This is a genomic window from Pseudoalteromonas piscicida (assembly GCF_000238315.3).
In the GTDB taxonomy this organism is placed as follows: domain Bacteria; phylum Pseudomonadota; class Gammaproteobacteria; order Enterobacterales; family Alteromonadaceae; genus Pseudoalteromonas; species Pseudoalteromonas piscicida.
The window spans coordinates 1,854,181-1,872,930 of sequence record NZ_CP011924.1 but is presented as its reverse complement, the minus strand read 5'-3'; the positions used below and the strand labels follow the sequence as shown (position 1 = coordinate 1,872,930).

Annotated in this window: 18 protein-coding genes; 14 read left to right on the top strand and 4 right to left on the bottom strand. The window is 43.1% G+C overall.

What is annotated here, in order from left to right; genetic code table 11:
• Nucleotides 1-57 precede the first annotated feature (57 nt).
• Together gshA and PPIS_RS08655 are read left to right on the top strand one after the other, a co-directional pair.
• Nucleotides 58-1,635 carry a glutamate--cysteine ligase gene (gshA, locus tag PPIS_RS08660; protein ID WP_010371034.1) on the top strand — a complete coding sequence of 526 codons (1,578 nt, stop codon included), beginning with the start codon at nt 58-60 and terminating at the stop codon, nt 1,633-1,635.
• 130 nt (nt 1,636-1,765) lie between these two features.
• Nucleotides 1,766-2,374 carry a transglycosylase SLT domain-containing protein gene (locus PPIS_RS08655; RefSeq protein ID WP_010371036.1) on the top strand — a complete coding sequence of 203 codons (609 nt, stop codon included), beginning with the start codon at nt 1,766-1,768 and terminating at the stop codon, nt 2,372-2,374.
• A 52-nt stretch (nt 2,375-2,426) separates the two neighbouring features.
• Here PPIS_RS08655 and PPIS_RS08650 read toward each other — a convergent pair whose 3' ends face one another.
• Nucleotides 2,427-3,686, bottom strand: coding sequence for an HlyC/CorC family transporter (locus PPIS_RS08650; protein WP_010371038.1), 1,260 nt, complete (start codon nt 3,684-3,686; stop codon nt 2,427-2,429).
• Nucleotides 3,687-3,754: 68 nt separating this feature from the next.
• Nucleotides 3,755-4,561, bottom strand: coding sequence for a cytochrome C assembly family protein (locus tag PPIS_RS08645; protein ID WP_010371042.1), 807 nt, complete (start codon nt 4,559-4,561; stop codon nt 3,755-3,757).
• A gap of 207 nt (nt 4,562-4,768) precedes the next feature.
• On the opposite strand from PPIS_RS08645, the gene ffh reads away from it, so the two are divergent.
• Nucleotides 4,769-6,148, top strand: a complete 1,380-nt coding sequence (gene ffh / locus PPIS_RS08640) for a signal recognition particle protein (protein ID WP_010371045.1) — start codon at nt 4,769-4,771, stop codon at nt 6,146-6,148.
• Between the two features lie 59 nt (nt 6,149-6,207).
• Here the strand turns inward: ffh and PPIS_RS08635 are convergent, their stop codons facing one another.
• The gene (locus tag PPIS_RS08635; protein WP_010371049.1) at nt 6,208-7,866 is read right to left on the bottom strand and encodes a tannase/feruloyl esterase family alpha/beta hydrolase; all 1,659 of its coding nucleotides are present in this window, start codon (nt 7,864-7,866) and stop codon (nt 6,208-6,210) included.
• Between the two features lie 257 nt (nt 7,867-8,123).
• On the opposite strand from PPIS_RS08635, the gene rpsP reads away from it, so the two are divergent.
• The 11 genes from rpsP (at nt 8,124) to PPIS_RS08580 (ending at nt 17,698) form a co-directional block, all read left to right on the top strand.
• A complete protein-coding gene (gene rpsP, locus PPIS_RS08630) occupies nt 8,124-8,372 on the top strand; it encodes a 30S ribosomal protein S16 (protein WP_010371051.1) in 249 nt (82 codons plus the stop codon).
• Nucleotides 8,373-8,389: 17 nt separating this feature from the next.
• Nucleotides 8,390-8,923: a ribosome maturation factor RimM gene (gene rimM / locus PPIS_RS08625; protein ID WP_010371053.1), complete on the top strand. Its 534-nt coding sequence runs from the start codon at nt 8,390-8,392 to the stop codon at nt 8,921-8,923.
• Nucleotides 8,923-9,690 carry a tRNA (guanosine(37)-N1)-methyltransferase TrmD gene (gene trmD / locus PPIS_RS08620; RefSeq protein WP_010371055.1) on the top strand — a complete coding sequence of 256 codons (768 nt, stop codon included), beginning with the start codon at nt 8,923-8,925 and terminating at the stop codon, nt 9,688-9,690. The genes rimM and trmD overlap by 1 nt, the downstream gene beginning before the upstream one ends.
• Before the next feature lie 33 nt (nt 9,691-9,723).
• The gene (rplS, locus tag PPIS_RS08615; protein ID WP_010371056.1) at nt 9,724-10,083 is read left to right on the top strand and encodes a 50S ribosomal protein L19; all 360 of its coding nucleotides are present in this window, start codon (nt 9,724-9,726) and stop codon (nt 10,081-10,083) included.
• A 211-nt stretch (nt 10,084-10,294) separates the two neighbouring features.
• Nucleotides 10,295-11,443 (top strand): bifunctional chorismate mutase/prephenate dehydrogenase, encoded by a 1,149-nt coding sequence (gene tyrA / locus PPIS_RS08610; protein ID WP_010371057.1) that lies wholly within the window; start codon nt 10,295-10,297, stop codon nt 11,441-11,443.
• A gap of 577 nt (nt 11,444-12,020) precedes the next feature.
• Nucleotides 12,021-13,715 carry a tetratricopeptide repeat protein gene (locus tag PPIS_RS08605; RefSeq protein WP_010371058.1) on the top strand — a complete coding sequence of 565 codons (1,695 nt, stop codon included), beginning with the start codon at nt 12,021-12,023 and terminating at the stop codon, nt 13,713-13,715.
• Between the two features lie 221 nt (nt 13,716-13,936).
• Nucleotides 13,937-14,800: an AraC family transcriptional regulator gene (locus PPIS_RS08600; protein ID WP_010371060.1), complete on the top strand. Its 864-nt coding sequence runs from the start codon at nt 13,937-13,939 to the stop codon at nt 14,798-14,800.
• 412 nt (nt 14,801-15,212) lie between these two features.
• Entirely contained in the window at nt 15,213-15,467 is a 255-nt protein-coding gene (locus tag PPIS_RS08595; protein ID WP_010371061.1) for a type II toxin-antitoxin system Phd/YefM family antitoxin, read from the top strand.
• Nucleotides 15,460-15,729, top strand: a complete 270-nt coding sequence (locus tag PPIS_RS08590) for a Txe/YoeB family addiction module toxin (protein ID WP_010371062.1) — start codon at nt 15,460-15,462, stop codon at nt 15,727-15,729. Before PPIS_RS08595 ends, PPIS_RS08590 begins: the two co-directional genes overlap by 8 nt.
• 419 nt (nt 15,730-16,148) lie before the next feature.
• Nucleotides 16,149-16,913, top strand: coding sequence for a hypothetical protein (locus PPIS_RS08585; protein WP_010371064.1), 765 nt, complete (start codon nt 16,149-16,151; stop codon nt 16,911-16,913).
• 122 nt (nt 16,914-17,035) lie between these two features.
• Nucleotides 17,036-17,698: a hypothetical protein gene (locus PPIS_RS08580; protein WP_010371066.1), complete on the top strand. Its 663-nt coding sequence runs from the start codon at nt 17,036-17,038 to the stop codon at nt 17,696-17,698.
• Between the two features lie 147 nt (nt 17,699-17,845).
• Here the strand turns inward: PPIS_RS08580 and PPIS_RS08575 are convergent, their stop codons facing one another.
• On the bottom strand, nt 17,846-18,703 hold the full coding sequence (locus tag PPIS_RS08575) for a sugar phosphate isomerase/epimerase family protein (protein WP_010371068.1): 858 nt from the start codon (nt 18,701-18,703) through the stop codon (nt 17,846-17,848).
• Between the last annotated feature and the right edge of the window lie 47 nt (nt 18,704-18,750).

Below are 18,750 nucleotides of genomic sequence, written 5' to 3'. Positions count from 1 at the left end.
TAATTTGGTTTCGACCCCATAAACTTGAAATTGGCCTGTAGGTTCGAGGAAGAATTTTTGAAACAATTAGACTTAAACACTAAGCTGGACTTATTGTCTGACGGCGCGCATCGCGGCGTTTTCAAAGGTATCAAAAGAGGTATCGAACGTGAGGCATTGCGGATCCAAGGGTCGGGAAAAATAGCGAAAACACCGCATCCAGAAAAGACGGGCCACGCACTGACCAATGGTCATATCACCACTGATTTTTCTGAGTCGCTACTCGAATTTATCACTCCAGTGAGTGAAGACCCACAAGAGACATTAGCGCAACTTTCTGATCTACAGAAGTTTACTTTGGCTAACATGGGTGATGAGTTACTGTGGCCTTTGTCGATGCCATGCTTTATTGAGGACGAAGAAGATATTGTCCTAGCGCAGTTTGGCACTTCTAATATCGGCAAAATGAAAACGCTTTATCGTGAAGGGCTGAAAAACCGTTATGGCAGCATGATGCAGGCCATTGCAGGTGTGCACTTCAATATTTCATTTCCAGAGACCGTATGGCAAAGCCTGCAAGTGATGTCTGAAGACGATAACCCTCAACAATCATTTATCTCCCAGCAGTATTTAGGCCTTATTCGTAATTTCAAGCGTGAAATGTGGCTGATAAGCTACCTGTTTGGCGCATCTCCTGCGCTTTGTCCGTCATTTTTGCAAGGTAAAAAGAGCGACTTGCCATTTAGTAAGCTAGAAAATGGCTCCATCTACCTTGAATACGGCACCGCACTTAGACTGGGTGATTTAGGTTATACCAATAGTGCACAAAGCTCGCTTAAGGTGATGTATAACGATCTGGATGAGTATATTGCGGGCTTGCGACAAGCCATTCGTTGCCGCTCCGACTTGTATCATGAAATTCCAGACTATCGAGCAGCAGAGCCAAAACAGCTAAATCGCAACATTTTACAGATTGAAAACGAGTTCTACTCACCAATTAGACCAAAACGCAATGCCAAGTCTGGTGAAACACCGACTCAAGCACTTGAACGTGGTGGTATCGAATATATCGAAATTCGTGCGTTGGATGTTAACCCATTCGAGCATACTGGTGTGAGTCTTGAGCAAATCCACTTCCTCGATGTGTTCTTAACCTATTGTTTGCTAAAGCCAAGCCCGGAGCTTTCTTTTGAAGCGCAAAAGCTCGCTGGTAAGAATTTACATCAGGTGGTTAACCAAGGTCGCTGCACAGCACTTGAACTGAGTAAAGCGGGTGAGCCTGTGAGTGTGAAGCAGTGGGGCACGGAGATTTTTACAGACTTACTCAAAGTCGCAAAAATGTTAGATGCGAGTACCGAAAAATCAGTTTATGTGGCAACAGTGGAAAAATTAATGTTGTCAATTGAAACACCTGCACTTACTTTTTCTGGGCAGTTGCTATCTCAACTGAAGAGTCGTACCTTAGAACAAGGCTCAATGGGCATTGAACTTGCGAAAAAATATAAGCAACTTCATCAAGATATCAAATACGGTTATTACGATGAAGATACGCTGAAGTCATTTGCACGTCAGTCTTTCGAAGATGAGGCTGCGGTTAGAGCTGCGGATACGGTAGACTTCACGGCTTTCCTTGACGATTATTTTTCAAGGGCATAATGCACAAGGCATAAAAAAGCGCAGCCATAAGGCTGCGCAAATAAATTTCAGGGATGAAACAATGCTAAACTGCTGCATTCATAAGTTCAGACCAATGCAAATTGTAAAAGTTCATTAGGTTTCGAAAAAAATGCAAAAAAAATTAATTTTAATTAGCCTCGTCGCTGTTTTATCCGGATGTGCTACTGCACCACCTAAACAACCTCATGATATTTGTAAGATTTTTGAGGAAAAAGAAGATTGGTACTATGACGCTTGTGATGCTCAAGAAAAGTGGGGCTCACCAAAGCATGTACTGATGAGTATGATGTACCAAGAAAGTTCTTTTCGGCATGATGCGGCTCCTCCTATGGAATATTTCCTGTGGTTTATTCCTGTTGGCAGAGTGAGCTCTGCTTATGGCTACTCTCAAGCCAAAACTCCGACCTGGTCTGATTATATTCGTGAAACTGGAAACTCAGGTGCAGATCGCGATGACTTTGAAGACGCCATCGATTTTATGGCTTGGTTCGTATACAAGACTCACAAGGTAAACGGCGTGTCTAAATGGGACGCTTACGCACAATACCTCAATTATCATGAAGGCTGGGGCGGTTATCGTCGTGGTACGTATAAAAATAAGAAATGGTTAATGCAAGTCGCAAATAAGGTAAAGCATCGTGCTGCGCGCTATGCCGTTCAACTTAAACGCTGTGAAGATGATTTAGATAAGAACTGGTTCGAGAGAATTTTTTCTTGAATAAACCGCGGTGTTACTTTCAACACCGCAATTGAGTTTAGCTTTTACTTGCTTAAGAGCTAGAAGAAATTTTCACCATCTTGATCATGTTTTCTTTGATCTCAATGACTTCCATCTTATAACCAGAAATCGTTAAGCCAAGAGGCGCATCTGGAATATCCTCAAGGTGCTCTACAATCAGACCACTGAGGGTTTTAGGACCTTCGGTAGGTAAGTCCCAACTCATTTCTTTATTTAAGTCACGCACGTTTACACTGCCGTCAACCATAACTGAGCCATCACGCTGCATGTTTACGTCTTCGCTCGGCGCACGCGTCTGCGTAGTGGTAAAGTCACCTACGACTTCTTCAAGAATATCTTCGAGCGTAACCAGACCTTGAATGTCACCATACTCATCAACAACAAGACCAATGCGCTCTTTGGCTTCTTGGAATTTGATCAGCTGTGTATTGAGCGAGGTATTCTCTGGTACATAGTAAATCTCTCTTACCGCACGCAGTAGTGACGGCTTATCAAACTGCTCTTTTGTCAGTAGGCGTAGCGCATCACGAGCGTAAATAAAACCAACCGCATCATCAATTTGGTCACGGTAAAGTAGCACTCGGGTGTGCTGCGCATTCGTGAGCTGGCGAGCAATATCTTTCCACTCGTCATTGATATCTATCGCATTGATCTCACTGCGTGGGATCATAATGTCTTCCACGGTCACGTGATCCAAGTCTAAGATAGAAGTGAGCATGTTTTGGTGGTTTGAGGGCAGCATAGCGCTTGACTCATTTACCACGGTTTTTAATTCTTCTTTACTTAGGCTGTGCTCTTCAATCTCTTGTGGTGTGATCCCGACCAATCGCAACATACCATTGGTGATCCAGTTGGTTGCCACAACCAAAGGGAACAAGACCTTCAACAATACTTTGAGGATAACAGAGCTTGGGAACGCGACTTTCTCGGGGTATAAAGCTGCGAGAGTCTTAGGTGTGACTTCAGCGAAGATAAGAACCACAAGTGTGAGACCAAAGGTAGCTACTGCGATACCCATATCGCCATACAGGCGCAGTCCAATGATGGTAGCCACTTGCGCAGCGGCAATATTGACGAGGTTATTTCCGATCAGGATCAGACCAATCAGTCTGTCAGGACGGTTAAGAAGGTTACTTACACGCTTCGCACCACGGTGATTCTCTTTTTCAAGATGGCGTAGACGAATACGGTTGATTGACATGATACCGGTTTCTGAACTAGAAAAATAAGCCGACATCAAAATGAGCACGCCGAGTATGATAAACAAGGCGCTGGTCGATATGTCTTCCAACAGTGGATCCCTTTTTTACTTACGAAAGAGTATTAAGCGTTAGTGAGTTACGATAGTCAAGTTAAAGTTTAAAACCTGCCTAAAATCACTTCTTGTATAAAGCGACTACCAAAGTAACCTAAAGTCACGATGCCAGAAGCCGCTATGATTGAAATCACCACAGACTTACCGCGCCAGCCGAACTGCTTATGCCCAAAGGCGACGACGACATAAATAAGCCATGCAACGATAGATAAAATGGTTTTGTGAATAGTCTCTTTGGCGAACATACCGTCTAAAAAGTAAAAACCGGATGCCAATGCCAGTGTTAATAAACCTGTGCCTACAAATAACAGCTGATAAAGCTGCCTTTCCACTTGCATAAGTGGCGGTAGATGGCTGGTCATAATCGCCAAATCCCGCTGTTTTAGACGTTTATCAATAAACATAAATTGAATGGCGTAGAGTGTGGCGATGATAAGTACACAGTAAGCCAACAAAGAAAGTGAAATATGTAAAACGAGACCAATATCTATGTTTATTGTGTGCATAATAATATGGTGTGGAATAAATAGGCTTGCTAATAACAAAATAGCGGCGAAGCCATACACCACGGGCAGCAATAATGTTGCAGGGAAGCGTAAAGATACGGTCGTTACAGAAACAACGATAACCCAACAGGTTAACAAGGCAACGTTGACGGTACTGAGATCTTGTCCTTGATGCGTAAACACTGAATTCACCAACACTAGCATATGAGTCAAAATGGCGACGGTGCTTAATATTAAGGTTTTCTTTTGATCTGGACCTTGTTTGTCAAATAAGCGCGATAAAACATGGCTGGTGGCCATGATGTAAAAGAGACAGGCGATTAATGACAAGCTAATAATCAACATAAAAATAAGTGCCTAATTTTTGCTTTCCTTTTTTAGCTATTGTATTTAAAGCCTATCCACTTGCATAGGGTTTTATCTCAATCCGTTAACTTATTCTTATTTTCGTTCAGCGAAAGCGTAAAAAGCAGAACAATCGGCTTGAATACTGTATTAGTGGCTCGCATATCAGTATAATGCCCGACAATTTCGAGATTTTGGAACCGATACATGTTTGAAAACCTCCAAGAGCGTTTAGGAAAAACGCTTAAAAACATCAGTGGCCGTGGCCGACTAACTGAAGACAATATTAAAGAAACACTCCGTGAAGTACGCATGGCATTGCTTGAGGCTGACGTTGCCTTGCCAGTTGTGCGCGACTTTGTAAAACAAGTAAAAGAACGCGCGGTTGGTGTAGAAGTCACAAAGAGTCTGAGCCCAGGCCAGGTTTTCATCAAGATTGTTCGTGAAGAACTTGAAAAGTCGATGGGTGAGGCCAACGAAGAGCTGAACCTAAACGCGCAGCCGCCAGCTGTCGTGATGATGGCAGGTCTTCAAGGTGCGGGTAAAACCACCAGTGTTGGTAAGCTGGCTAAATTCCTTAAAGAGCGCAAAAAGAAATCTGTGTTGGTGGTGAGTGCTGACGTGTATCGTCCAGCGGCTATCAAACAGCTTGAAACGTTAGCAGCAGAGGTTGACGTCGAGTTCTTCCCCAGTGATATTTCACAAAAGCCGGTAGATATCGCAACGGGTGCTATTTCTCACGCGAAGAAAAAGTTCATTGATGTGGTACTTGTGGATACCGCAGGTCGTTTGCACGTAGATGCAGACATGATGGATGAAATCAAAGATTTACACGCGGCGATTAACCCAATTGAAACCTTATTTGTTGTTGACTCAATGACAGGTCAGGATGCTGCAAATACAGCAAAAGCGTTCGATGAAGCGCTGCCACTCAGCGGTGTTATCTTAACTAAAACGGATGGTGATGCGCGCGGTGGTGCGGCACTGTCTATTCGCCATATTACTGGTAAGCCCATTAAGTTTATCGGTGTGGGTGAAAGAACGGATGCCTTAGAGCCATTCCACCCAGACCGTGTTGCATCTCGAATTCTAGGTATGGGCGATGTACTGTCGCTTATTGAAGAAGTCGAAATGAAAGTCGATAAAGACAAAGCCCAAAAAGTGGCTGAGAAAGTCTTTAAAGGCGATGGTTTTACACTGGAAGATTTTGCTGAACAGCTGCGCCAGATGAAAAACATGGGCGGTATGATGTCGATGATGGAAAAGCTGCCTGGTATGTCGAACTTGCCGGATGCAGTAAAAGGTCAAGTAAACGACAAGACCTTTAACCAAATGGAAGCCATCATAAGCTCAATGACGCCTAAAGAGCGTGCACGTCCTGAAATCATCAAAGGCTCGCGTAAAAAGCGTATCGCTGCGGGTTCTGGTACGCAAGTACAAGACATTAATAAGTTGCTGAAGCAATTTACCCAAATGCAGAAGATGATGAAGAAGATGAAAGGCAAAGGCGGCATGATGAAAATGATGAAGAACATGAAAGGCATGATGCCACCGGGCATGTTCGGTGGCGGTGGGCCTAAGTTCTAACACCGTTTTATAGTTTGTATAATGTGAAGGCAAGCCATGGGGCTTGCCTTTTTGTTTACTTAGTTATTCTTAAAATTGGGCACTATTGGCCTAAAGTTTTCTGCTTTTTTCGGGTCGCCTGTACCAATGTACTGGGCTTCTTGTGGATAGGGGTAAACAGGGCGAGTGAAAAGAATATTGCCCTGCGGATCTTCTTTTTGCGTCATCAGTGCATCCGGTGCTATGCCTGTATCAAGCCAATGCACTAACGCTGCGATGGCATCAAAGGTTTCAGCGCCAGGTCCCTCGATACCACAATGCACCAATCCTGGTGGCAAGAATAGCCGAGCAAAGTCGTAGGTGTTGTCTTTACCCATATAGTTGATAACCGACTCATACCAATCAATAGTTGCATATGCAGGTATCGCAGCGTCTGACCATCCATGTAATACAATCATTTTGCCACCGCTATTTTTAAATCCAGTGAGATCAGGGTGATCGGCGTCCATAAAACTTAAGATAGGTGAAAGCTCGCCAACCTCATTGTTGTAAGAAAAGTCTCTCCAGTTGCCTTGATTGTATCTTTCTCGAGGAAAAGCCAAGTACTTTAAATACTCGGTTGCAGCATAGTAGTGATAAGGCTTGATAAACGGTGCTTCAGGGAACAACCAACCTGTCCATTCAGGTTCGGAGCCATAGGGTAGGCCGCCATAAATGATGTTGCCTTGTTGGTCGTAGGATGGCGCATATATTTCCTTAATTGCGTTGACTTGGCGAGGTGTCAGGCATTTACCCGTTGTGTTGTGGCTGCACAGGAGCGTTTGCGGGTCAAAATCGCAGCGTCTAGGATCACTTATTAATCCATCAACTAAGCCATCTTTATGATCACAAGCTTGCATGACGGCCTGTGAAATAAAGTCAGTGTAGCTTGCATCGAGCAGTGCGTTATCGTTTTCATCCAAAATAGCTTTTGCATTATCCATGCAGTTGACTAGGTTGACTTTGGTGTAATTAATCGTCGGTCCTCTGGCAATCACGCCATCAAAATCATTTGGGTAACGCTTTGCGGCCATTATCCCTGCATGACCTCCTTTCGAACAACCCGATATAAATGAGTACTTAAGTTGCTTACTATAAAAACGCTCAATAACCGCTTTTGCTGCAACAGCAACCACATGGTTCGCTCTATAGGCGAAGTCTTCTCTTAACGGCACATTGTTTTTAGCCCACAAACCATCGAATCCAGCAGCGGTATGGCCGCCATCATGAGACATGGTCGCGTAATTGCGCATAACGCCAGCCATCGTTGGGTAGTTCGATACTTCGCCACAAAAGCCCATACAGGCATTGAGCAAGAAACGTTGGTTCCAAACTTGGTCCATTGGTAACCTAAGCTGAAAACGTATCGTCGGTGCGGCATAGCCTTCAACCAAACAGTGCTCAGGTAAAGAGTTTGTTCCTTTTGGTATAGGTGCACCCAATAGGCGACTATACTTATAAGTCCAGAGTTCGGTGTCGGCATCTAGGGTTTGGCTTGGTACATATTCTGCGTTGGTGATACTCATTGCAGCATTACCTTGCTCTAGCTGCGAGAAGTCGCCAAAACGTAACAGTTTACAAGCCGTTATTTCTTCATTGTTTGCTGCAAGTGTTGAAGTAGCAACGAGCGCAAAAGAAAAGAATGGAATACCTAGAAGTAGATGTTTAATTGAACGTTTTGCTTTGCGCATTTGGTTCATATGTGTGCTTTCCTTATAAATGAAACAACAGGGACTTTCGACTTTCCAGCAGTGCTGAAAAAGTCAATTTTTTGTACCACTATTGGGACGAATGTGGCGTGCGAAACTTCAGCGGTAATTTTTGTAGCAGGGCCTAATAAAGCATCAACTTTGGAATTAACTTGCATTGCGCGTGAAAATGCGTAAAATGCCCGAGCTTCCCGTAATGGGAAGTACAAACTTATTAATGAAAACAGTCAATCTATGTAGAGGACGGTATGGTAACTATTCGTTTGCAACGTGGCGGCGCTAAAAAGCGTCCATTCTATCAAATCGTGGTTGCGGATAGCCGTTTCTCGCGTGACGGTCGTTTCATCGAGAAGGTAGGTTTCTTTAACCCTATCGCTGCAGGTCAGGAAGAAAAAGTACGTTTAGATTTATCTCGTGTTGATCACTGGGTAGGTCAAGGTGCAGCTCTTTCAGATCGTGTTGCGAAGCTGGTTAAAGACGCTCGTAAAGCGGCTTAATAGGCGTAAGTGTAACCATGAGTCAAAGTAAAACCTCGACAATCGTTGTTGGTAAGCTTGGTGCTCCTTATGGCATCAAGGGTTGGCTTAAGGTGCATTCATTTACTGACGATCCCCAAGGGATCTTCGATTTCAGCCCATGGTTGATAGGGCAACAAGGTAAATGGCAAAACCTTGAAGTGAGCGACTGGCGTCGTCACAACAAGGGATATATCGCTAAATTTGCACAGGTAAACGACAGAGACGAAGCAGTGGCTTATACCAATGCTGAAATCGCTGTTTATGCTGAGCAGCTTCCTGAATTACCTGAAGGGGAGTTTTATTGGCGAGATCTCATCGGCATGTCAGTAGTAACCGATAAAGGTTACGACTTAGGCATAGTTGATGACTTGATGGAGACTGGTTCAAATGACGTTTTGGTTGTGAAAGCAAACAAAAAAGATGCATTTGGCCAATCGGAAAGATTAATTCCATTCTTAACAGACTCTGTTATTTCGGATATTAATCATGACGAGAGAAAAATTACGGTAGATTGGGATCCAGCGTTTTAATGAGCGATCAGCAAAAGCTATGGGTTGGAGTGGTTTCACTTTTTCCTGACATGTTTGATGCGATAACTCAGCAAGGCGTAACGGGTCGAGCTGTGAAAAACGGCTTGATTGAGTTTAATTGTTGGAACCCGAGAGACTACGCCACTGATAAACATAGAACCGTGGATGACCGCCCTTATGGTGGTGGCCCGGGAATGTTAATGATGGTTGAGCCTCTCAAAAAAGCTATTCTTGATGCCAAAGCGGCAGCAGGAGAAGGCGCTAAAGTAATTTATATGTCCCCTCAAGGGCGAAAGCTAGATCAACAAGGTGCGACTGAATTGGCGCACTCTGAAAAGTTGATTTTAGTAGCGGGTCGTTATGAAGGTATTGATGAGCGGATCATCGAGTCTTATATAGACGAAGAGTGGTCCATCGGCGATTTTATACTGAGTGGTGGTGAGTTACCTGCCATGACATTAATCGATGCAGTAGCGCGGTTAGTGCCAGGTGTGTTAGGTCATAACCAATCAGCAGAGCAAGATTCATTTTCGGATGGCTTGTTGGATTGTCCTCACTATACCCGGCCGGAAACATTGGATGATAAACAGGTGCCTGCTGTATTACTCAGCGGAAACCACCAAGAAATAGCCAAATGGCGCTTAAAGCAGTCTTTGGGTAGAACTTGGCAACGTCGTCCTGACTTGTTGCGTAACCTAGCTCTGACTGAGGAGCAGGCGGCATTACTTGCTGAATTTCAGCAAGAGAATGGCCAAGCTTGTGGCTAGAAGACAGTTACACCTAGGAATGTGAGAAATAAAATGGCAAAAGTAAACCAAAATATTATTAAAGAGCTTGAAGCTGAACAGCTTAAGCAAGACATACCTGCATTTGGCGCTGGTGATACAGTACTAGTTCAGGTTCGTGTAAAAGAAGGTGAAAAAGAGCGTCTACAGGCCTTTGAAGGTGTTGTAATCGCTAAGCGTAACCGTGGTCTACACTCATCTTTCACTGTTCGTAAGATTTCAAGCGGTGAAGGTGTTGAGCGTGTATTCCAAACGCACAGCCCTCTTATCAGCAGCGTAACAGTTAAGCGTCGTGGTGCGGTTCGTCGTGCTAAGCTTTACTACCTACGTGAGCGCTCTGGTAAATCAGCACGTATTAAAGAGAAACTTAACTAATACGTCGCATTTATCAAATGCAGATAAAACAGGCCGCTTTATGCGGCCTGTTTTGGTTTTATCCCTCTCATTATTTCCATTCTGTGAATACTCACTGACATATCAGGCGTCTTGTCACGATATTTTCATGGTTGCTTACTTTTAAAGCTGCGCACTTCTTGTTAGACTCGGTGTACTATTTAATTTACTACTGTATATATAAGTTTACATCATGAATGGGGCTAACGATTTAGAAGCAATACGCGTTGCAATAGATGATTGCGATAGCGAGCTTGTCGCGCTACTTGCAAAGCGCAAAGCATTGACCGAGCAGGTTGGAAAAATAAAACAGCAAAAGGGCGCACCGCTACATGTGCCGAAGCGTGAAGCTGAGCTGATCAAAGCCCGGCGCGCAGAAGCTGATGCCAAAGGGGTAAACCCTGATTTAGTCGAAGATATTCTGCGTCGTATGATGCGAGAAGCCTACGAAAACCAGCAAAGTGAACTCGCCTGTGCCGCACCAAAAATGTCTCCGGTTGTTATTGTCGGTGGTCAAGGCGCCATGGGTAAACTGTTTGCGAAACAGTTTAGGCGATCAGGCTACGAGGTACGCATTTTAGACAAAGACAATCAATCACAGGCTACTGAGCTACTGAGTGATGCTAAGTTAGTATTGGTGAGCGTTCCTATCAATGCCTTTGAGCAGGTTGTTAATGCGCTACCAACGCTGCCTGATGACTGTATTCTTGCTGATATTACCTCTGTGAAGCAAGCCCCGCTCAAAGTACTAATGAACAAGCACAACGGCCCTGTGGTTGGTCTACACCCTATGTTTGGTCCAGATATATCTCATTGGGTTAAGCAAACTGTCGTGGTGTGCGAAGGACGTATGCCAAAGCAATGTGAAGGATTAATCAAGCAACTAAAGATCTGGGGCAGCCAGTTGGTACCGATGGACGCTAAAAAACACGACCAATCCATGCAGATCATTCAGGTAATGCGCCATTTAACCACGTTTGTGTATGGTCAGTTTTTATCTAAGCAGTGCCATTCATTAAAAGAGCTAAGAAGCTGCTCATCGCCTATCTACCAATTAGAGCTGATGATGGTGGGACGGCTGTTTGCGCAATCCCCTGAACTTTATTCAGATATTATGCTCGCGCAATTTAATGATGTAGAAGGGTTATTGGCAAGCTATCAAGATACCTTTGAGCAGACATTGGCCAAGCTACAACAAGGCGATAAAGAAGGTCTAATGCAATCTTTCTCACAAGCCAAACATTATTTCTCAGAAAGCGCGAAACACTTCCTATCACAAAGCCGAGGCCTGCTTAACAAAGCCAATGACGCTAAAGTGTTGGATTATGAGGAAAGTATTTAGCGCCAAGTTATGCCTCCTACATCACAGTGCGAATAGCGTTGTGGGAGGCTTTACGCCACGATTTTACGTAGGTCGCCATTTATGGCGACAAATAACCTTTCGGCGCAGATTCTATAGCGTTTTGTTCTAAGCGTTAGCCTGACGAAGCAAAGTATCAAATAACACCCGTTGCTATCAGCATCAATGCTGATAATGCAGCTCCAAGTTTAAGGTGGGTGTCAGCGATTTCGTACAAATAGTGTTGTGGGAGTGACTTTACGCCACGATTTTACGTAGGTCGCCATTGATGGCAACAAATAACTTTGGTGTTGATTCTATTGCGTTTTGTTCTTAGCTCTAGCCTAATGAAGCGAAGTATCAATAACAGGATTTCCAAATTTGAGGTGGGTGTCAGAGACTTCCTCGATTTTCACGCTTGTTCCCAAACCGTGTGAAAGCATTTCCTCTTAGTACAGACAACCTACACTTACTGATTAAAATCTATCCCATTGTCAGCCATCACAAAATGTCGTTTAATAAGGGCATTCAGCCCCCAATCATGATATTTACAGGGTTAAGCAGTTTAAAAGGAATATTGATGTTAGAACAGAACCCCGAATTAACCCCAGAGATTAAAGCACTGATTGAGAAAGCTCAGAGTGGAGATGCAGATGCCCATTGCAAGCTGGGTGTTATCTATGAGCAAGGAAAAGGCGTAGCGCAAAGTGATGAGAAAGCGGTTAAGTATTACCAGTTGGCCGCAGAGCAGGGAGATGCGTGCGGTCAGTGCAACCTGGGTCTCATGTATGAGCAAGGAAAAGGCGTTGCGCAAAGTGATGAGAAAGCGGCTGAATATTACCAGTTGGCCGCAGAGCAGGGAAATGCATGGGGTCAGTGCAACCTGGGTGTTATGTATGAATATGGTCAAGGCGTAGCGCAAAGTGATGAAAAAGCGGTTGAATATTACCAGTTGGCCGCAGAGCAGGGAAATGTGCGCGGTCAGTGCAATCTGGGTCTCATGTATGAGCAAGGAAAAGGCGTTGCGCAAAGTGATAAGAAAGCGGTTGAGTATTACCAATTGGCCGCAGCGCAGGGAGATGCAGATGCTCAGTGCAACCTAGGCTATATGTACGATTTTGGCAGAGGCGTGAAAAAAAGCCACACAGAAGCCAATAAATATTATCTGCTCGCCGCAAAGAAAGGAGATAATCGCGCCCAGCTCAATCTGGCCTACAGCTATTTTTTTGGTGAAGGTGTAAAGCAAAACTACATTCGGACCAAAGAACTGTGTGATCAAGTTCTCAAAGACCCAGAACTAAGCTTTGAAGCTTATGAGTTGGTGGATAGAGCGGAGCGTTTTGCGCTTTCAGAGCTTATAAGCAAATTAAGAGAACAGATCTTAGATATACTTAAGGTCGAACATAAAACCTCAATGACCCACTACACCTCCTTTGATGTCGGGCAAGCAATTTTATTGGAAAAAAGCCCTTTTAGGCTGGGTCACATTAACGCAGTAAATGATCCTAATGAGGGAAAATTACTCTGGCAGGAATTAGGTTACGAGCCGGAAGAGGGTAACCCTGTGTTTATTGGTTGTTTTTTACCAGACAGCGACAGCCTGAATATGTGGCGCTTTTACAGTAAAAACCACTTAAATGACGATGCTTGCGGCTGCGCCATTACCTTTAATACCGGGCGCTTTTTTGGCTATCGTTTAATGAAAGATCAGGGCAATCACGCAGAGCAAAATGAGCAACGAAAACCTTCATTTGCCAATACCGGCCAATCTCCTCAAGAAAGTGCTGCATTTTACCGGGTTGTGTATCTTAGAGATAATTTTAGAATACAGGGCCGGGGCGCAACCATACTGCAAACTCATTTCGAAGCGCTCAAAAAAGAAGTTGATAAATTTGTTGGCAAGAAACCTACGCCTGAAAAATTGCAAACACTTGCTTGGCTACTCGGCCCGCTGCCTTATCTCCTAAAAGATGCCAACTATAAGGATGAGCAGGAACACAGGGTGATAGTCACGCATCTGGACTATGGCGCAAAAGAAATAAAGAGTGAAGATCCCGACTTTGCAAATGGCAAAGCACCGCGCTTATATCTGGAGCTGCACAGAGACGATCATCTGACTCCGATTGAGTACGTTACGCTTGGCCCCAAAGCGCCGAACAAAGAGATGATGGCACCGTACTGGCGACACCAGTTGGCCAGCAAGTTTGAATCGCAGCTGGAAAGACGCAAGGGTAACCCTCTGAATATTAACCCCTCGCGCTGCGCTTATAAGTAGTGCGAGGGATCCCCTGGGCTTGTAGTCGGGCGTTTAGCGCGTTCGACCACCAGCTGGCCCGGTAGCGCGATTAAATAGTAAAATAAGTGACACCGCTCTCTATTTCCATCTTTGTGGATGGACATTTCCTCATTCTCCGTTACATTGAGCAACTTCAATCAAGTATCTTGCTTTTGATATGATTAAGCTTGTCTGCAGTTCTACTAACACATAGGCGCTTTATGCAAAGCAATCTTTTACAGCAGCGTATTTCGCTCGTTTGCGATTACATCAATCAACATTTAGATGATGAATTAACGGTGAGCTTGCTTAGTGATGTTGCTGCTTTATCTAAATTTCATTTTCATCGCGTATTTGTGGCTTTTATGGGCGTGAATGTGGGTAAGTATATTTTGCTGGCGCGATTAAAGCGGGCGTCTTTTCGCCTAGCATTTGAGCGCGATATTAAAATTATTGATATTGCACTTGAAGCAAAGTTTGATAGTGCTGAGGCTTTCTCTCGAGCTTTTAAACGTACTTTTGAACAAAGCCCTTCACAGTTTAGACAAGCTGCAAATTGGCCTAGTTGGTATGACGTTTTTACTTTTTCACCACAAAATTTAGGAGTGCAGACAATGCAGGTCGATATTATTAACTTTGAACAGACTCAAATTGCTTTTTTAGAGCACAAAGGGGCAGCAAAACTGATATTTGAAAGTGCAGGCAAGTTTATCGCTTGGCGACAACATAGCGGACTTTCACCAATTAATACGAGTCGAACATTTGGCATGCCAAATGGCGACCCTGAAGCCATGGCTGAAGACGCATTTCGTTTTAAATTGTGTGGCTCAGTAAACACTGAAGTACCAGATAACGCGTTTGGCGTCGAAAATGGTGTTATTCCACAAATGCGTTGCGCCAAGGTAAGGCATTTAGGGAGTCACGACAATATGGAGCAAACTATACACTGGTTGTATCAAAAATGGCTAGCAGACAGTGGCGAATTGCCAGATGCGCATTGCTGCTTTTTTGAATATCATAATTTTGTGCATCAAGTGGATGAGTGCGACTTGATCACCGATATTTACCTGCCATTGCAAAATTGATGATAACGTTACTTGGTTTGCATTTATGGCTAATGTATCTGCCTATACTCAAGTTACTAATATTTATTTGCTTTGCTATAGCAATCATTGTTGCTCTAGCGAAGCAAGTTCTCAGCGCTGCAAGCCGAGTCTGAGCATTTATTATCAAGACTTACTAATAACCTTCCGCTTAGCTTTGACACTTTACGCAGTAATCTTACGTAGGTCGCCATTTATGGCGACAAATAACTTGTGTATAAGTGAGATATTCAAGAATTCACGCTAATGAGCTTTTCGCTTCACTCAATTTTTGGCCCTCAATTTTTACCCGTTAATCGGGCGTTGGTTTATTAATATTACATGTTCAGCTTACTGTACAAGTAGGGTAGTGAAGACTATACTTGTTCCATTAAATGTACATGTGGGGATTCTTATGAAAATCGTATCTTTTACTGAAGCTAGAAATAGTCTCAAAGCTGTTTTAGACGGTGTAGTTAATGATGCTGATACAACAGTTATAACACGGCGTGATTCTGAGGATGCAGTGGTTATGTCTCTAGACTACTACAATAGCCTTATGGAAACAGTGCATTTACTGCGTTCTCCTCAAAACGCTGAACACCTAAACCGTTCAATAGCACAGTACCGCGCTGGTAAAACAACAACACGAGAGTTAATTGATGAGTAGTAGCCAACGTTTATTGGCGTGGACTGATGACGCTTGGGATGACTACCTGTATTGGCAAACTCAAGACAAGAAAACACTTAAGCGCATCAATAAACTAATTAATGATGTTAAGCGCTCTCCATTAGAGGGCATCGGGAAACCAGAGGCGTTGAAAGAGAACTTATCTGGTTTTTGGTCTCGTCGTATTGATGATACTAACAGACTTGTGTACGCGGTCGACGGTCAAGCGATAACGATAATTTCGTGTCGTTACCATTACTAAATCAGGTTCAGCGATCTGGCATCTACAAGATGCTCAAGATGGACTAAAAACGCTTAGCATTTTCGGTCTGATGCAGATTTAGTGTTTATAGCACAATGGGTTAGATAAAGTGCTAGCGTTGCTCACGCTTTCTTACGTAGGTCGCCATTTATGGCGACAAATAACTTGCGACATATAAAATTGAGCATTTTTAACACGTTATCTAGATGTAATTTTTTCGTGGCGAGCCAATCGATGGCTCGGATAAGTCACTCATGGATTTTTCAGGTGACTTATGTGTTGAAATCACATACTTTGACTGATAACTTACTAAAGTTAATAAATAAAGTTAGCTTGAATGTTGCGATTACTTTTCTTTTGGATAAGTGAGGTATTCAATAATTCACGCTAATGAGCTGTTGGTCTTCTAAAGGAGTTTCATGAGTACTGCTAACAATAATATGAAATGGATTTTGTTTTGGACATTTTTGGTTTTATTTTCTTTAGCAGTTCTCGGTACCTTGGGTATGGTTTTTCTTGGTTTTGGTACTCCAACTGAAAGTGAAAGAGAGTTACTGGTTAAGGGGCTCATTGGTGAAATAGCTGCATGCATTATCGCACTGTTCTATTCTATTTTTAGTTTAAAAAAGAATGACGGCACTTCTGATGAGAAATTAGAACTTCTCGAACATAGGATTGAGAAGTTAGAAAGTAAGCTAATTAATTCAACTAAAGAGATAGATGCTTCAATAAATTCTATTCCAACGGCTAAAGGTGATGATTTAGATGTGCCTAGATCAAATTTATCCCATGATCTATTTCCTGCACTAGCTTCAATAGAAGGATTTGATCAACCAGCTCCATTTGATACCAATTTATATAGTTTATCTCCATCAATGACCCAGATAAAAAACGAAATAAATGAAGCGAAACCATTCGATAAAAATCACCGAAAAAATAGTTATATTGGGTTAAAAGTACAATGGAAATGTGCTTTTTCTAGCTTTAAAGAGTGTGATGATGGTTATCGCATTAGCGTTGAAACTGAAAAACCGTTGAATACAGCTGATTTTACTATTGATAAGTCAAAAGATATTTCAAAACTTAAAGTAATGGACGAGTATCAACCACTTTGGATTTGTGGTGAAATTAGTTCTATCAATGGTACTAGCATAGAGTTAATAAATACGGAAATTTCAGTGTAATAGAAACTTAATAAGTTATTTAAAAAGACAAAAAACCAGTTGGCTTTTGCTCCTTCGTCACTCATTTTAGCTAACTATTTTATTGCCTCTTAACTATAGGCGTTACATTACAAGGAAAAACAGTGGGTAAACCGATAGATAGCGCAATTTTCCTAGCTGTTTGTACAGCACTTCTCTATTCATGGAGTACTGCGAACTATCATGGGTTTCTTATATCCGTGAGACTAGATTCGGACATGATGGAGAGAAGCTTCCATCAAGTTATCTACGGCGGCTTAATTATATCGTTTGGCCCAATTCTCTTAACGCTAGTGGTGGCTTCACTTTCATTGTATTTCTGGTCTCATGCTATTTTACCCTCATACATTGACTGGGTGAGAGGTAGCATCAGGTCTAAACGGCGAGTCATAAAATTTCGTCGTTACTGGATAGGAAAAAGGATATCTCCAGCCATAGAAAAGCAAGAAAAGAGTAGATTCAATCGTATAACGTTTTATTCGTTAGCTGGCTTGGCGTTCATTTTTAGCCTTGCATATTTTGAAAATAAAGGTCAGCAACAAGCGGCTGAGATTTTGGAGAAGCATATGGCTGACGATAATAGTTCAGGGAGCATGATTACTGTTTTTATTAACAAGAGCGAAAAAACACTTCGCTATCTGGGCTGTGGAGCAAAGAACTGTGCAGGTATCGAGGAAAAGTCTAACAAGGTATATTACTTTTCTCAGTCTAGTGGCTACAGCTTCACCTACACCCCGAAAAATGTAATAGGTGCGTCAAGCGGATAAATTTTCCGTTGCTCCGCACTCCAAATTTACCGCTTACGAACGCGTTACCATTTTCCACTCTCGCACCATTACAGCAGTCAGGTTTGATTAACCCCGCGATCAAACCTGACAGTGACAAACTATTTCAGATAAACGTATTCCCGCTTGTTACTCACTCAGTATCTTATCTAAATTCGCTTTTGAGCGGGCGACGCTTTCTAGGGGGGTTAGGCCGCTTGGGTATTCTTCTTGTTCGATTACCAGCCACTGTGTGCCGCCGTGTTGCTGCATGGTCTGGATGAGCGCTTTCCAAGGGTAGTGGTTTTCGCCAATGATTGGGCTTTTGTCATCTCCTTGGTGAGTACGTATTTTGATATGTGTCGATACGGTTCTTCCTGTATATCGCTTAACATAATCGCTAGGTGATTTACCTGCATAATTCACCCAGCCGACATCGAGCTGCAGCGGAAAGTCGCTTGGGGTGTTAGTGGCGATATAATCCCAAAATGTGCTATTAGCGTATGGGTTAAATTCCTTCTCGTGATTATGAAATCCGATCTTCATATCATAACGTATGGCAATTTGGTGCACTTGGTTAAGCTGTTTTACAAATGCTTGCACTTGGTTTTTATCCCATGCTCTTTCATCCCAAGGAATAAAGAGCGTGGATACGCCTAAGGTTTTGTAAAAGAGTAGGGTGTTTGCTAGTTTTTCTTCAGTTAATGCATCAAAGCCGATGTGGGCGCTGCTCGCAACTAATCCGAGTTCGGCTAACCTTTGTTTTAATTTACTTGGGTTATTGGCATAGCTGCCAAAGTTTCCAGCAAACTCAACGCCATCAAATCCCATGTTGGCGAGTGCTTGCAATGTGCCGTCGAAGTCTCTTGCTAATTCCTCTTTTACCGACCACAGTTGAACGCTAACGGGCAAAGGTTGAAGGGAAGGCTGTGCATACAGTGGCGAGATAAAAATTAAAGCAATGAACAGCATTACTTGCTTTAATCGGTTGGTGTTTTCAACAAACATGATCTACTCCTAAAGAAAAAGCAGAGCTAGACTCTGCTTCGGTTAGT

Excerpts from the sequence above, each read along its gene's own strand:
- PPIS_RS08585 (WP_010371064.1), top strand. The coding sequence starts at position 16,149 with ATGAGTACTGCTAACAATAATATGAAATGGATTTTGTTTTGGACATTT.
- rplS (WP_010371056.1), top strand. The coding sequence starts at position 9,724 with ATGGCAAAAGTAAACCAAAATATTATTAAAGAGCTTGAAGCTGAACAG.
- PPIS_RS08575 (WP_010371068.1), bottom strand. The coding sequence starts at position 18,703 with ATGTTTGTTGAAAACACCAACCGATTAAAGCAAGTAATGCTGTTCATT.
- rpsP (WP_010371051.1), top strand. The coding sequence starts at position 8,124 with ATGGTAACTATTCGTTTGCAACGTGGCGGCGCTAAAAAGCGTCCATTC.
- PPIS_RS08590 (WP_010371062.1), top strand. The coding sequence starts at position 15,460 with ATGAGTAGTAGCCAACGTTTATTGGCGTGGACTGATGACGCTTGGGAT.
- PPIS_RS08600 (WP_010371060.1), top strand. The coding sequence starts at position 13,937 with ATGCAAAGCAATCTTTTACAGCAGCGTATTTCGCTCGTTTGCGATTAC.
- PPIS_RS08635 (WP_010371049.1), bottom strand. The coding sequence starts at position 7,866 with ATGAACCAAATGCGCAAAGCAAAACGTTCAATTAAACATCTACTTCTA.
- rimM (WP_010371053.1), top strand. The coding sequence starts at position 8,390 with ATGAGTCAAAGTAAAACCTCGACAATCGTTGTTGGTAAGCTTGGTGCT.
- trmD (WP_010371055.1), top strand. The coding sequence starts at position 8,923 with ATGAGCGATCAGCAAAAGCTATGGGTTGGAGTGGTTTCACTTTTTCCT.
- PPIS_RS08655 (WP_010371036.1), top strand. The coding sequence starts at position 1,766 with ATGCAAAAAAAATTAATTTTAATTAGCCTCGTCGCTGTTTTATCCGGA.
- PPIS_RS08595 (WP_010371061.1), top strand. The coding sequence starts at position 15,213 with ATGAAAATCGTATCTTTTACTGAAGCTAGAAATAGTCTCAAAGCTGTT.
- tyrA (WP_010371057.1), top strand. The coding sequence starts at position 10,295 with ATGAATGGGGCTAACGATTTAGAAGCAATACGCGTTGCAATAGATGAT.
- PPIS_RS08645 (WP_010371042.1), bottom strand. The coding sequence starts at position 4,561 with ATGTTGATTATTAGCTTGTCATTAATCGCCTGTCTCTTTTACATCATG.
- PPIS_RS08605 (WP_010371058.1), top strand. The coding sequence starts at position 12,021 with ATGTTAGAACAGAACCCCGAATTAACCCCAGAGATTAAAGCACTGATT.
- ffh (WP_010371045.1), top strand. The coding sequence starts at position 4,769 with ATGTTTGAAAACCTCCAAGAGCGTTTAGGAAAAACGCTTAAAAACATC.